The sequence below is a fragment of the Clostridium massiliamazoniense genome, assembly GCF_001403635.1.
In the GTDB taxonomy this organism is placed as follows: Bacteria; Bacillota; Clostridia; order Clostridiales; family Clostridiaceae; genus Sarcina; species Sarcina massiliamazoniense.
The window spans coordinates 459,060-473,012 of the sequence record NZ_LN879466.1; the positions used below are offsets into that span (position 1 = coordinate 459,060).

13 protein-coding genes and 1 other annotated feature are annotated in these 13,953 nt (G+C 27.2%); of the genes, 11 read left to right on the forward strand and 2 right to left on the reverse strand.

Features of this window, described 5'->3' with window-relative positions; all coding sequences use genetic code 11:
* The first annotated feature begins 220 nt into the window (after window positions 1–220).
* The 4 genes from ARA19_RS03050 (at window position 221) to ARA19_RS03065 (ending at window position 5,073) form a co-directional block, all read left to right on the forward strand.
* Window positions 221–1,885, forward strand: coding sequence for a ribonuclease J (locus ARA19_RS03050; protein WP_055069472.1), 1,665 nt, complete (start codon window positions 221–223; stop codon window positions 1,883–1,885).
* A gap of 311 nt (window positions 1,886–2,196) precedes the next feature.
* Window positions 2,197–2,868: a hypothetical protein gene (locus ARA19_RS03055; protein ID WP_055069473.1), complete on the forward strand. Its 672-nt coding sequence runs from the start codon at window positions 2,197–2,199 to the stop codon at window positions 2,866–2,868.
* 295 nt (window positions 2,869–3,163) lie between these two features.
* Window positions 3,164–4,378 carry a sensor histidine kinase gene (locus ARA19_RS03060; protein ID WP_084764186.1) on the forward strand — a complete coding sequence of 405 codons (1,215 nt, stop codon included), beginning with the start codon at window positions 3,164–3,166 and terminating at the stop codon, window positions 4,376–4,378.
* A gap of 2 nt (window positions 4,379–4,380) precedes the next feature.
* Window positions 4,381–5,073, forward strand: a complete 693-nt coding sequence (locus ARA19_RS03065) for a response regulator transcription factor (RefSeq protein ID WP_055069475.1) — start codon at window positions 4,381–4,383, stop codon at window positions 5,071–5,073.
* A gap of 209 nt (window positions 5,074–5,282) precedes the next feature.
* Here the strand turns inward: ARA19_RS03065 and ARA19_RS03070 are convergent, their stop codons facing one another.
* Both ARA19_RS03070 and ARA19_RS17400 read right to left on the reverse strand, forming a co-directional pair.
* Window positions 5,283–6,704: a basic amino acid/polyamine antiporter gene (locus ARA19_RS03070; RefSeq protein ID WP_055069476.1), complete on the reverse strand. Its 1,422-nt coding sequence runs from the start codon at window positions 6,702–6,704 to the stop codon at window positions 5,283–5,285.
* Window positions 6,705–6,846: 142 nt separating this feature from the next.
* Window positions 6,847–7,146 (reverse strand) — a binding site (T-box leader).
* Window positions 7,147–7,539: 393 nt separating this feature from the next.
* Window positions 7,540–7,692 carry a hypothetical protein gene (locus tag ARA19_RS17400; protein ID WP_157452216.1) on the reverse strand — a complete coding sequence of 51 codons (153 nt, stop codon included), beginning with the start codon at window positions 7,690–7,692 and terminating at the stop codon, window positions 7,540–7,542.
* A gap of 705 nt (window positions 7,693–8,397) precedes the next feature.
* Between ARA19_RS17400 and ARA19_RS03075 the strand changes: the two genes are divergently transcribed.
* The 7 genes from ARA19_RS03075 (at window position 8,398) to ARA19_RS03105 (ending at window position 13,808) form a co-directional block, all read left to right on the forward strand.
* Window positions 8,398–9,294, forward strand: coding sequence for a cation diffusion facilitator family transporter (locus ARA19_RS03075; RefSeq protein ID WP_055069477.1), 897 nt, complete (start codon window positions 8,398–8,400; stop codon window positions 9,292–9,294).
* A gap of 362 nt (window positions 9,295–9,656) precedes the next feature.
* Complete coding sequence (locus ARA19_RS03080) at window positions 9,657–10,121, forward strand: 6-pyruvoyl trahydropterin synthase family protein (RefSeq protein WP_055069478.1); 465 nt, start codon at window positions 9,657–9,659, stop codon at window positions 10,119–10,121.
* Entirely contained in the window at window positions 10,122–10,778 is a 657-nt protein-coding gene (gene queE, locus ARA19_RS03085; RefSeq protein WP_055069479.1) for a putative 7-carboxy-7-deazaguanine synthase QueE, read from the forward strand.
* 1 nt (window position 10,779) lies between these two features.
* On the forward strand, window positions 10,780–11,385 hold the full coding sequence (folE, locus tag ARA19_RS03090; protein ID WP_055069480.1) for a GTP cyclohydrolase I FolE: 606 nt from the start codon (window positions 10,780–10,782) through the stop codon (window positions 11,383–11,385).
* 16 nt (window positions 11,386–11,401) lie between these two features.
* Window positions 11,402–12,061, forward strand: a complete 660-nt coding sequence (queC, locus tag ARA19_RS03095) for a 7-cyano-7-deazaguanine synthase QueC (RefSeq protein WP_055069481.1) — start codon at window positions 11,402–11,404, stop codon at window positions 12,059–12,061.
* Window positions 12,062–12,099: 38 nt separating this feature from the next.
* Entirely contained in the window at window positions 12,100–12,600 is a 501-nt protein-coding gene (gene queF, locus ARA19_RS03100; RefSeq protein WP_055069482.1) for a preQ(1) synthase, read from the forward strand.
* A gap of 215 nt (window positions 12,601–12,815) precedes the next feature.
* The gene (locus ARA19_RS03105; protein ID WP_147574350.1) at window positions 12,816–13,808 is read left to right on the forward strand and encodes a hypothetical protein; all 993 of its coding nucleotides are present in this window, start codon (window positions 12,816–12,818) and stop codon (window positions 13,806–13,808) included.
* The last annotated feature ends 145 nt before the right edge of the window (window positions 13,809–13,953 follow it).

A 13,953-nucleotide genomic window follows, 5' to 3' on the forward strand; every position in this document is an offset into this window, starting at 1 on the left:
ATTTTGGCTAAAATTCAGTTAAGATTAAAACACTACCTGAATTGAGTCTTAATTTATATGTTGAACTTTAATTTATTATTAAGTATAAAAAAGTATTAATCATTAAACTAAATATCAAAAAATAAGAGGAGGTGAACTGTTGCAATAAAACAATAAAACTTAAAAAAATATAAAGGAGAATAGTATTTTTAATTTTTTATAGATTATTAGCAACGGAGACATGAAAGAAAAAAATAATGTAAAGGTAATACCACTAGGTGGACTTGGAGAAATTGGGAAAAATATTGCTGCAATAGAATATGGTGATGAAATTATAGTAATAGATTGCGGGTTATCATTCCCTGACACAGAAATGTATGGAGTTGATATAGTTATTCCAGATGTTACTTATTTAGTTGAAAATAAGGAGAGAGTAAAAGGATTCTTTATAACTCATGGTCACGAAGACCATATAGGAGCTTTACCTTATGTATTAAGAAATCTAAATGTACCTGTTTATGGGACAAGATTAACATTAGGATTAATAGAAAGTAAGCTAGAGGAACATAAAATTCTTGATGTATGTGATCTTAGAAGTGTTGAGGCTGGAGATACAATAGAATTAGATAAATTAAAGGTGGAGTTTATAAGAACTAACCATAGTATTGCTGATAGTTGTGCTATAGCTGTTCATACACCACAAGGTGTTATAGTGCATACAGGTGACTTTAAAGTTGATTTTACGCCTATAGATAAGAAGAGAATAGACCTTCAAAGGCTTGCTCAATTAGGTAAAAAGGGAGTTCTTTTATTAATGGCAGATAGTACTAATGCTTTAACAGAAGGATATACTATGTCTGAAAGTGCTGTTGGTGAAACATTAGATGACCTATTTGGAAAGGCTAAGGGAAGAGTAATAGTTGCTACTTTTGCATCTAATATTCATAGAATGCAACAGATTATAAATTCATCACTAAAATATAAGAGAAAAGTAGCTTTTAGTGGAAGAAGTATGGAGAAAATTTCAGAAGTAGCTAAAAATTTAGGATATTTAGATATTCCAGATGGGCTTTTAGTAGACTTAGCTAATATAAATTCTTGTGCAGATAATGAAATAACAATAGTTACAACAGGAAGTCAAGGGGAACCTATGTCAGCCTTAACTAGAATAGCAAATTCAACGCACAAACATATAAGCATTAAAAATGATGATACAGTTATAATTTCAGCTACTGCTATACCAGGTAATGAAAAGTCAGTATCAAAAATAATAAATGATTTAACCAAAAAGGGAGCAAAGGTAATTTGCAAATCAATAACTGCAATTCATGTATCAGGACATGCTTGTAGAGAAGAATTAAAATTAATGCATTCCTTATTAAAACCAAAATATTTTGCGCCTGTCCATGGGGAGTTAAGACATTTAATGAGCCATAAGGAACTTGCAGAAGGATTAGGACAAGATAGTAGAAATATATTCATTTTAGAAAATGGAGATGTACTAAGTTTATCAAGAAGAAAAGCAAAAATTGAAGGCAGAGTTCATTCAGGAAAAGTAATGATAGATGGACTAGGCATTGGTGATGTAGGAAATATAGTTATAAGAGATAGAAAGTCTTTATCTCAAGATGGAATAATAAGCATAATTTTTGTTATAGAAAAAGAAAGCAAGATGGTTGTATCAGGACCAGATGTTATAACAAGAGGTTTTGTTTATGTAAGAGATTCAGAAGGATTATTAACTGAGATAAGAGATTTAGCAAGTGATAGTATTGAAAGATGTATTAGTAAAAAGATTTATCAATGGTCAAAATTAAAAAATGAAGTTAGAAATGAAGTAGGAGAATTTGTTTATCAAAAAACAAAGAGAAAACCTATAATTGTTCCTATAATCATGGAAGTCTAATATAAATAGATAATTAAACTTAAATATAAAGAGTGAAACTATATCCAACTGAAAAGCTATAGGTTGGATATAGTTTTTTTATACGAAAATTTATAAAATTTTATAAAATTTTTATAATTGATTTATTTTTATTTTAAGGTCTAATTCTATAATAAGCTTAAGGTCAATGAAAACGACATACCTAAAATAAATTTAGAAAAGTTATATAAAAGGGTAAAGAGAAATATCTAAAGATAAAAAATAATTTAATTGTAATCATTGACTAAGAAAATAAACTAAAAAGATAAAAAATAGAATTGGAGGAATTGATTATGAATAAATTAGAAGTGTTATATAAAATGGCTGGAGCTATGAAGAGTAAAGAAAAGGTAGCTGGAAATGTTAAAATAGTAGCAAAGGATGGAGATAAAGAATTTGCAACTATAACAAATAACTTTGAAAAAGATAAAGTAAATGGAACTATGAGTATAGATGCAGTAGCTAAAGCTGAAATTGGAGAATTAAAGGTTGATAAAGCAGTTAAAAAAGTTTTAAGTATGGAAGATATGCATCACAAACATCATGGACACCACGGACATCACGGACATCATGGTAAATGTGGAAAAGGAAAAGGATTTAATAAATTTGCTAAGTTAGAAATGATGTTCAAAACTTTAAATGATATTAATGTATCTGAAGATGGAGAAAATAAAGTTTTAGAATTAGATATGAAAGATATCTTAATGAAGAAAAGAGAAAAATTCAAAAAATATCATGAAGAAGGACATAAATGTGAGCATAAACATCATGACCACGAAGGTATGGACGAAAACATCAAAGAAATGTTTAAAGTAAAACATGCTATATTTAAAGAATTAATGGCTTCAGACTATGATAAAGTAAATGCTAAAGTAGTGTTAAATAAAGATTTTGAAATAGTAAATTTAGAAATAGAAGCTTTAGGACAAAAAAGCTTAAATGTTAAAGTAGCATTAAATTACTAATAATACTTTAAGCATCTTTCCCTAAGACTTTATAAAAATTCATAAGTATAATAAGTAATGTATGAAAGACTGTGTAAATTTAAAGTTGGACATGATGAAAATATCTGACTTTAGAGAATACGCAGTCTTTTATAATTTATAAGTTGCTTTATTGATGAAAATGAGTAAGATTAAATAATAAATAAGAATTAATTACAAGATTATTTATAGAAGAGAAGAGTTATTATTTATGCTTTTAGCTGTAAAGGAAATATAGAGCATTAAGAGTAGTGATATATAGGAGGAATTAAATATTATGCGAAGACATAATGAACATAACTATGATGAATATAATCATTGCATGCATAATCATAATGATTATATAAATAACCATAAAGAGAGACGAGAAAAACATAAACGGATGCATAAATTGATGCATAAAAGAAGACGTTTAATGTATAAAAGAATGAGAGAATTATATTTTTTAAGCAAATATATGCATCATTTTAAGAGGATTACTTTAATAATAACCTTGGTTATTGTACTTTTTATGTTTAAAATAATTGGAATGAGAGCAACCACAATAATTATTACTTTAATTTTAGCAGTTAATGAATTTACTATTATTTATATGATAACTAGAGTGGAAAAAAGATTTGTTATCCCTATGGCTAAAGTTCAAGAAGGGGTTAGAAAAATATCTAGGGGAGATTATTCTTTTAGGATAGAAGGAAATTGGAGAAATGAAGTAGGAATATTAACTAGAGAGTTTAATAAAATGGCTAGTAAGTTGGAAGAGGGGGAAAGGCTTAAGAAGGAATATGAAAATAATAGAAAAGAGCTTATTGCAAATATTTCTCATGATTTAAAAACTCCTATAACATCTATAAATGGATATGTTGAAGGGCTTCTTGAAAATGTGGTTCCAGAGGAAAAGGTAGAAAGTTATTTAAAGACTATAAGAAGTAATGCAGCTTATATGAATAGATTAATTGATGATTTATTTTTATTTTCTAAGTTAGATATGCAGAAATTAGATTTTACTTTTGCAAAAACTAATATTAAATATTATATTGAGGATATTGTTGAAGAATTTACTTTTATGTTAGATGAAAAAGGAATAGGATTTTCATATTTAAATACAGTGAAAGATGATGTTTTTGTAAGCTTAGATGGAAAAAGATTATATAGGTCTTTAAGAAATTTAATTGATAATGCTATAAAATATGGTGGATTTAAAGAGGACTTAGAGATTAAAATTAACTTAAGGGGAAATCAAGATTTTATTTTTATAGATGTTATAGATAATGGACCTGGTATTGAGGAAGATAAAATAAATAATATATTTGATAGATTTTATAGAATAGATAAAGAGAGAACTAAAGATTTTACAAGTACAGGATTGGGATTAGCTATTGCTAAGGAAATTATAGAAGCTCATGGTGGAAAAATATCCGTTGTAAGCAAATTAAATGAAGGCAGTACATTTACTATAAAATTACCTGTTGAACACGAGAAAAAGGATGTGTAGTTATGAAAGCAAAAAAAATATTAATTATAGAGGATGACTTAAATATAGCAGAACTTGAAAAAGATTATCTTGAAATGAATGGTTATGCTGTAGAAGTAATTCAAGATGGAAATTTAGGATTAAAAAAAGCTATGCAAGGTATCTATGATTTAATAGTTATTGATTTAATGTTACCTAATAAAAGTGGTTTTGATATAGTTAAAGAAATTAGAAAACAATTTGAAGTTCCTATAATAATAGTATCAGCAAGAACTGATGATATAGATAAAATAAAAGGGTTAGGTTATGGAGCTGATGATTACTTAACTAAGCCTTTTAGCCCAACAGAACTTGTGGCTAGAATAAAATCTCATATATTAAGATATGAAAGATTAACAGGAAAAAAATTAAACCATGAAATAATAACAATAAAAGCTTTAGAAATACATACAGATTCTCATAAGGTCTATGTTAGAGGAAAAGAAATAATATTAACTACAAAGGAGTATGAACTTTTATTATTTTTAGCATCAAATCCTAACATAGTATTTACAAAGGATCAGTTGTTAACTAATATATGGGATGATAATTATTTTGGAGATACTGCAACTATTGCAGTTCATATACAAAAGCTTAGAAAGAAAATAGAAGAGGATTCAACTAACCCTCAGTATATAGAAACTATATGGGGGACTGGTTATAGATTTAATTCATAAAAGGACTGTATCAAATAAACACCTTAATTTATATTACTTTTTTCATCTGCCGAGATAGCTTATATAGGTACAAAATGCTGTGACCATTGAACTAGTATTAGAGCTTCTTTACGTAAGTGAGTGGTCACAAATGATGAACCTATATAGCTAGATAAAAGGCAGAGAGGATATATCTATAACTTGATATATCCTCTTTTAGTCATATTTTTCTAGCTTGTCGCTGATATTTTTCCAGTAGCAAGGAGATAAATTGATAGTAATGCTCCAAGAACTATGATTACAGCTATTAAGGTTTCATACCATTTAGAAAATAGTTTTTCTCCTTGTTCTTTTTTGTTCCATCCGTAGAATACAAGTCCAGCTGCAAATAATATAAGGTTAAGTAAGATATACTTTAAATTATCAGCGTATAATAGCCATATTGTATAAATAAGAGCTATGGATGCTATTATCATATCCTTTACTTTTAATAATTTAACTCCAGTTTTCTCTGTAAGAGCTACTTTGAAGGAATAAAGAGCACTTAGAAAATATGGAATTAATACTGCTGTAGAAGCAATTGAGTAAAGAACCTCATAGCCACTATTAAAGAAATATGAAAATAAAAGCCAAGCTTGTGTAAATCCACTTGTTAATATTAATGACCAAATAGGTGTCCCATTTTTATTTTCTTTAGCTAGGAATTTAGGCATAAGTTTATCAGTAGCAGTTGAATAAGGCATTTCAGCTGTTATTATAGTCCAACCTAGAAGTGCTCCAAGTATTGAAATTATAAGACCTATGTTTATAAGAATAGCACCCCATTTTCCTACAGCATATTGAAGAATATAAGCCATAGAAGGATCATTTAATCCAGCAATTTGTGTTCTGTTCATTACACCAAAAGAAATTATAGTAACTAAAACATAAATAGTCATTATGCCTATAAGTCCTATTACTGTAGCTTTTCCAACATCACTATTTTTTTTAGCTCTTCCAGATAATACAACAGCAGCTTCAATACCTCCAAATGCCCAAAGAGTAGCAATCATTGTATTTTTTACTTGTCCAAAAATAGAACCTAAAGAACTAGTTCCATAAAACTCAAAGTTAAGGTTTTTCATATGAATAGCAATGAGTCCAATAATTATAAAGATAAAAATAGGTATTATTTTTGAAATTGTAACTATTATATTCACAAGAAGAGCTTGTCTTACACCTTTAAGAATTAGTAATGTAACTAACCAAATTAATAAAGAAGCAGCTATTATAGATGCTAAGTTATTTCCATTTGGGTTAAATATGTTAAAGAAATAAGATAATGAGCCAAATACTAAAGTAGCATAAGCAGCATTTCCAAAGGTTGAACTTAACCAATAAATCCATGCTGAGTTAAAGCCCATATAGTCACCAAAACCATCTTTGCTATATCTATAAATTCCATTTGTAAGATCAGCTCTTTTTCTTGATAAGCTAGAGTAAACAAAAGCTAAAGAAAAAATTCCAATTCCTGTTATGATAAATCCTAATATAATAGCAAATAATCCAGCACCTTGTGCAAGTTGAGATGGTAAACTAAAAACTCCACCACCAATGACTCCACCAATAACTAGAGCAGTAAGACCGAAGAGACCTAATTTTTTTTCTTTCATTTTTTTCATCCTTTCAAAATTTAATATTTAGCAAGTTTTTAATATAGTCAGAATATTCTGATTATTTTAAAGTTTACGAGATGATAATTTTTAGCTATGGGTAATTTAGGGTATAAAAAAACTTCCACCTCTAAATTATTTATTTAGAGGCAGAAGTAAAATTCCGCGGTTCCACTCTAATTATAATTACAGTGTTCTAAGAGAACTAGAATTAATTCACTCCTAGCAATATATAAGTGAATTTTATACTATAATTACATCTTTAATTCAGGTACCAACATACCTTAACTCTATAACGGGAGTTCCCGCTACCGTCTACTGTGATTTCGAGGTAGAGCTCAAAGAGGCATTCACAAAATTTCCATTAAAGATTCCTTACAGCCTAGGGGAATCTATCTCTGATAATTTTCATTTTGCTACTGGTTCTTTTCATAGCTTTTTAATTTCTCGTGATTAATTGGTTTAATAATATATTATTACCAAGTGGTTGTAAAGAAGAAAATCTTAGTAAGTTTATTATAATTAATATATTTAAAGAAAGGAAATTGCTAATAAAATGACTGTAAAAATATTAAATTATTAATAAATTTATCCTAAAACAAATAAATGATGAAAAATAAATTAAAAAGAAGCTCTTTTCTTTGAGCTTCTTTTTAATTTAATAATTATAATATTCTAGAACTATTAGTTATTTAAGTAGATAAAAAGTGTTTTTCTAGAGTTAAAACTCTATTTGAACCAAGTTTTAGTTTGTAAGTTAATGTGAATTTTAAAGGTTAAGTTTATAAAACCTTATATGTATTGCACATAGTTATAATTGCTATAGTATAGTTAATTATTTAATTACAGTCATTTCCCAAAGGACCATTCTTCCACGGTATGTTGGCATTTCATCACCTTTGCTTAGAGTTCTGTATTCATGAGTACCAACTAATTTCCATAAACCACCTTTTAGACATTTTTCACCTGTTGCTAATCTGATATACATAAAAATCACTCCTTTTTAATAATTAAATTTAACTATATATTTTTTAGTATTTATACTTTAAATCAATTAAAATAAAGTTTTTAAAAGCTTTGATTTAAAGTGTAAATAGTTTTATTGACCTTATGTATTCATCATAATAAATTTAATATTAAATTTCAAATCACCTTACTTCCTATTTTTTCAAAGAAAATATATATTCATTTTAAAAGTATATTTATAAAATAGTTAGAAATATTTAACTTAATAAAATATTAATAAATGTAATAGTAAATTAACATTTATTTCAAAAGATAAAATAAATACTATTTATACTATGGATGGTATTAAATAAGTGGAATAAAGTAGTTATACTCATTTAATAGATGTAAGAAAGATATAAAATAAAATTAGAAAATATTTTAATTTTAAAAAATATAAATAATATTTATTTAATTTAATATTTATAATGAATATAAAAAATGTATAATTAATAATAAAAAAATTATATATAAAACAAAAAAATATTAAAGGGAGTAGTAATATTTAATTTTTTTGTATTAGAATATCTTGTTGTTTTATTATGTTTTTTTAGTTTCTATAGTAAATTTAAAAAGAATATATAATTATGAAATAAAATGTATTAAAGCTTAATATTGAAAATATATATTAAAATGGAGAATTAAAGTTTTTCCTAGATAGAATAGAGTTTGGAGAGATGGTATTTCCATGAGTAAAAAGCTTAAAGCAGAAAAAAATATATTAAAAATATCAATGATTTTATGTGGAGTTTTTATAATCATTGAAACTGTAATTTCTATAATAAGTAAGTCGCAAGCAGTTCTTATGGATGCTGTTTATGATGGAACTGAATTTATGATGTTAATTATTTCTATGAAGTTAGTACCTATGCTGTACAAGCCTTTAAATGAAAAACATCCTTATGGCTATGGACAATTTGAATCTATATTTGTTGTTTTAAAAAGTTTTATAATGATTGCAGTTACTATTGGTTTAATAATAAATAATATACAAATAATTATTAGTGGCGGAAAGGTTGTTGAATTTAATTTTATAGCTGGATTTCAATTAATTGTTGCTTTTGTGAGTATTTTTGTTGTTTTATTTATGAAAAAAGGTAATAAAAATTTAAATTCTAAATTTATTGAAATGGAGTTAAATGGATGGATTATAGATATAGTGTCTAGTTTGGGAATGGGAGTTGCATTTTTAATTCCTATGATTTTTAATGATTCTAATTTGGTAAGATTAATTTATCCTTATATAGACCAATTAATTGCTATATTACTAGCAATATTTATGTTACCAATGCCAATAAAACTTCTAATACCAGCTTTTAGTGATATGTTTTTATTTGCTCCAGAAAATGAGACTATGGAATTAATAAAAGAGAAAACTGAAAATATTTTAAGACGAGAAAAATTAAAGAATACAACTTTTGATGTTATAAGAACAGGAAGAAAAATGTGGATATCTATATATTTTGAACCTAAGGAGCATTGGATAGCTGTTTTGTATGTTGAGAGAATTCAAAAGGAAATAGAAAAAGTATTAAAGGAAGAATTCGGAGATGTTTATGTAGAATTGCTACCTGACATAGGGTAAATAGCTAATTAAAAGCTATAGATTTGTGTTTAAATAAAATTCAGATGGAGTTAAAAGCTCTATCTGAAATTAAATTTTAGTTTATAGAAATTATTGAATAAATATTATTTTTTCTTGAATATTTTTTTTTTAGATGATATGATTTGAATAAAGAAAATTAAATAAGACAGTTCGAAACCATCCTGTCTATAAATAAAACTAGGACCCAAGAATATTAATGAAGCCTATTATTAGGTGTTTTTTGTAAAAAATTCTTTCATTAATACTCTTATTTTGTGGTTCACTTTTATTTATAAGGGCAGCAATGCTCTTTTTTTATTGTAAAAAAGAGCAATCAATTATAAAGCATAAGGAGAGCAAATATGAGTTATTTATTAGAGTGTGAAGAAAGTTTTGATTCAAGTCATTTTTTAAGAGGTCATAATGGAAAGTGTAGAAACTTACATGGACACAGATGGAGAGTAAAATATGGGCTAAAAGCTGAAAAGTTAATTGAAGGTGGAAGCTCAGATAGTATGATAATAGATTTTACAGATATTAAAAATATCATAAAAGCATATTTCAATAATTATGATCATGCTTTAATTTTAACTGATTATGAAGATATGACAGCAGAAGAAGAAAATTTTGTTAAAGCATGTGAAGCTATGAATTTTAGAATGGTGAAAATTCCATGCAGAAGTACTGCTGAAAATATGTCAAAATTATTCTTTTATGAAATGGAAGAGTTATTAAGTAAGGAGCTTGGAGAAAAAAGCTTTAAGGTTGATTATATAACAGTTTACGAAACTCCTAATAATGCTGCAACTTATAGGGAGGACATATAAATGAGAGTGGTAGAAATATTTCAAAGTATAGACGGAGAAGCAAATAGAGTTGGAACTCTTACAAACTTTATAAGACTAGCTGGATGTAATTTAAGATGTAACTATTGTGATACAGATTATGCCTTAGAAAAGACTCAAGGTGAGGAAATGTCCATAGAAGAGATAATTTCTAAATTAGATAAGGATATTAAAAATGTTACCCTAACAGGGGGAGAACCTCTTTGGAACAAAGAAAATTCAAAGGCTTTATTAAGAGAATTAGTTAATTTAGGTTATAATATAAGCGTAGAAACTAATGGTTCAATAAATTTAAAAGAGTACATAGATGAATTTCATAATGTTTCTTTCATAGTTGACTATAAAGGGCCATCTAGTAAAATGGAACAAACTATGGATATGGAAAATTTCAATATTTTAAGACCTATAGATTGTGTTAAGTTTGTAGTTGGAAGTAAAGAAGATTTAGAAAAGATGAAAAATATTTATAGTACTACAAAATTATCAGAAGGAAAAAGTGAAATTTTTGTAAGTCCTGTATTTGGAGATATTGAGCCTAAAGAAATAGTTGAATTTTTACTTGAAAATAAATTAGTTGATATAAGAATGCAAATTCAAATGCATAAGGTAATTTGGGATCCTATGATGAAGGGAGTTTAATATGGACAATATTTGGAATAATGAAGAAAAGGCTAAAAGAGCAGAAGAGCTAGTTAGAGAATTATTAGAATTAGTAGGTGAAAATCCTGATAGAGAGGGACTTAAAGAAACTCCTAAAAGAGTTGTTGGAATGATGAAGGAAGTTCTAGAAGGAACAAACTATACTAATGAAGAAATTGCAGAAAAGTTTGGAAAATGTTTTGGTGAAGATTATGAAGAAAAATCATCAAGCGGAATGGTAGTTATGAATGATATTCCTATATTCAGTTTCTGTGAACATCATCTAGCTTTAATGTATAACATGACTGTTACTGTAGCCTACATTCCTAAAAAGAAAGTAATTGGTCTTAGTAAAATAGCAAGAATTGCTGACATGGTTGGAAAAAGACTTCAATTACAAGAGAAAATAGGTAATGATATAGCAGAAATAATAGCAATGGCAACAGATTGTGAAGATGTTGCAGTTTTAATAAAAGGTGAACACTCATGCATGACTGCAAGAGGTATAAAGAAACCAGGAACAGTAACTAAAACAAGTACATTTAAAGGTAGATTTAAAGAAGATATGCTTTTAAGACAAGAGTTATTAATGAATTCTCAAATTTAGTTAGGAGTGATTTTTTATGAATAAAGATAAAGCACTAGTAGTTTTTAGTGGAGGACAAGATAGTACAACTTGTTTATTTTGGGCAAAGGAAAGATTTAAAGAGGTTATAGCAGTTTCTTTTGACTATGGACAAAAACATAAACAAGAATTAGATTGTGCTAAGGAAATATGTAAAAAATATGGGGTTGAGCACTATATATTAGATTTAGCTTTATTAAATCAACTTGCACCAAATTCCTTAACAAGAGTTGATATTGAAGTTGATAAAGAAAAGCCAGAAGGAGAATTACCAAATAGCTTTGTTGATGGAAGAAACCTTTTATTCTTAAGCTTTGTAGCAGTTCTTGCAAAACAAAAAGGAACAGGAACAATTATAACAGGTGTATCACAAAGTGATTTTAGTGGATATCCAGACTGTAGAGACGTATTTATAAAATCATTAAATGTAACATTAAATTTAGCAATGGATTATGATTTTGATATACTAACACCATTAATGTGGATAGATAAAGCAGATACATGGAAAATGGCAGATGATTTAGGTGTATTAGAACTTGTAAAAAATGAAACATTAACTTGTTACAACGGAGTAAAAGGTGATGGTTGTGGAGAATGTCCATCATGTACTTTAAGAAGAAATGGATATGAAGAGTTCTTAAGAAGATATAAGAAATAATTTAATTTCTCACAGAATTTTGAAAGGTGGTATACAAAATGTCAGCAGGAAGAAGTAAAGAAGAATTAGAAGGTGTAACTTTATTAGGAAATAAGGGAACTAAATATGAGTTTGGATATACTCCAGAAGTTTTAGAAACTTTTGAAAATAAACATCCAGATAATGATTACTTTGTTAAATTTAATTTCCCAGAATTCACAAGTCTTTGTCCTATAACAGGTCAACCAGACTTTGCAACAATTCATATATCATATGTTCCAAATGTAAATATGGTTGAAAGTAAATCATTAAAATTATATTTATTCAGTTTTAGAAATCATGGAGATTTCCACGAAGACTGTATGAACATAATAATGAAGGACTTAATAAAAGTAATGGACCCTAAGTATATAGAAGTTTGGGGTAAATTTACTCCAAGAGGAGGAATATCAATAGATCCTTATTGCAACTACGGTAAACCAGGAACTATGTGGGAAAAGGTTGCTTTTGATAGACTAGTAAATCACGATTTATATCCAGAAAAAATAGATAATAGGTAATTGATACCCCAAATCTTTGATTTGGTATTAAAAACTCTATGTAGATTTGTAGAAACATATCTATATAGAGTTTTTTATTTAATTTATTTAAATTAACTCTCAATTTATAGAAGGTAAGGAAATTAGAAATCTTTCTGCAATTATAATGTAAATATTGGAACTGATTATAGATTTATAATTTTATTATAGGGGTTATGGAAAGAGGAGAATTACTTATGAAAAAAGTTTTAATTGGAATAGCAATTGCAGTTGTTGGTGCATGTTGTGTCGCAGGAGGATATTACTATGAAATGGCAGGAAGTAATGGACAACAATCTAGTGTATCAACTTCTAATATAGGCAATTCTACAAAGGAGAGTAACTTAGGAAGTAATAAAGAGCAAAATAATAATTCACTTTTAGCTAAAGGTAATAATGCACCTTCAAATAATTCTAATACAAAGGAAGTAAGTTCTAATAATAATAATATAGGGACAAATGAAGAGGGAAAGTCTAATAATGTAATTAGTGGAAGTGAAGAAGGTTCTAATAATGAAAGTGGAGTTAATAATAAAGAAAGTACAAGTAAGAATGTAAGTGAAAATAACACTATAAATAATAATAATTCAAATGAAAATAATAGTGGTGCAAAAAGTAATGGAAAAATTGAAATTATACCACCTAATGTAAATGCAGAATTTCCTTTAAGTACTGTTATTGTTAAGAATGATACTGGAAAGCCTATTTCAGATAGTGATTTAAATTATATCATGAGACAATGGATTTTAAAATGGCAATATGGTTATTATACTTTCTGCATGGCAGATGGAGCATTATGGGCTTCTCAATGGCTTGATGCAATACCAAATTCAGAACTTATAAATGCATTTATAGAAGTAAATGGAACTAAGGCACTTAGTGAAAATATTACTGCAAATGAATTGAAAAAAGCATCTATAGCATTTACTATTAAGGTAAATGAAGGTCCTGTACCATTTTCAACAGCACAAGCAACAAAGTATATTCAGCAAATGCTAGATCAACAAGCAGCCTATTATAAACAGACTAATCCTAAAGTGACAGCACCAATAATAACGAAGGTAGTTCTTCATGCAGGTAAGAAAGGTGCTGGACTTTATTATGTTTATACTAAGAGAATGCAAGAAGAAGGATACAAAAATCCTTATTGGTATGTATATACAAACACAGGATATGCCACAGGTGTTTAATAATTATATAGATTTAAAAGGAGAAGGTTATATAATTTGAAAAAGTTATATAACTTTTTTACTTTTACAAACATTTTTATTTAAAATCTAAACATAGATTAATTAAGTTACAGATAGTATTAAATCTATAACTTATAGTTGTTAT

Coding starts and splice junctions, on each gene's coding strand:
- ARA19_RS03050 (WP_055069472.1), top strand. CDS start 221: ATGAAAGAAAAAAATAATGTAAAGGTAATACCACTAGGTGGACTTGGA.
- ARA19_RS03055 (WP_055069473.1), top strand. CDS start 2,197: ATGAATAAATTAGAAGTGTTATATAAAATGGCTGGAGCTATGAAGAGT.
- ARA19_RS03060 (WP_084764186.1), top strand. CDS start 3,164: ATGCGAAGACATAATGAACATAACTATGATGAATATAATCATTGCATG.
- ARA19_RS03065 (WP_055069475.1), top strand. CDS start 4,381: ATGAAAGCAAAAAAAATATTAATTATAGAGGATGACTTAAATATAGCA.
- ARA19_RS03070 (WP_055069476.1), bottom strand. CDS start 6,704: ATGAAAGAAAAAAAATTAGGTCTCTTCGGTCTTACTGCTCTAGTTATT.
- ARA19_RS17400 (WP_157452216.1), bottom strand. CDS start 7,692: ATGTATATCAGATTAGCAACAGGTGAAAAATGTCTAAAAGGTGGTTTA.
- ARA19_RS03075 (WP_055069477.1), top strand. CDS start 8,398: ATGAGTAAAAAGCTTAAAGCAGAAAAAAATATATTAAAAATATCAATG.
- ARA19_RS03080 (WP_055069478.1), top strand. CDS start 9,657: ATGAGTTATTTATTAGAGTGTGAAGAAAGTTTTGATTCAAGTCATTTT.
- queE (WP_055069479.1), top strand. CDS start 10,122: ATGAGAGTGGTAGAAATATTTCAAAGTATAGACGGAGAAGCAAATAGA.
- folE (WP_055069480.1), top strand. CDS start 10,780: ATGGACAATATTTGGAATAATGAAGAAAAGGCTAAAAGAGCAGAAGAG.
- queC (WP_055069481.1), top strand. CDS start 11,402: ATGAATAAAGATAAAGCACTAGTAGTTTTTAGTGGAGGACAAGATAGT.
- queF (WP_055069482.1), top strand. CDS start 12,100: ATGTCAGCAGGAAGAAGTAAAGAAGAATTAGAAGGTGTAACTTTATTA.
- ARA19_RS03105 (WP_147574350.1), top strand. CDS start 12,816: ATGAAAAAAGTTTTAATTGGAATAGCAATTGCAGTTGTTGGTGCATGT.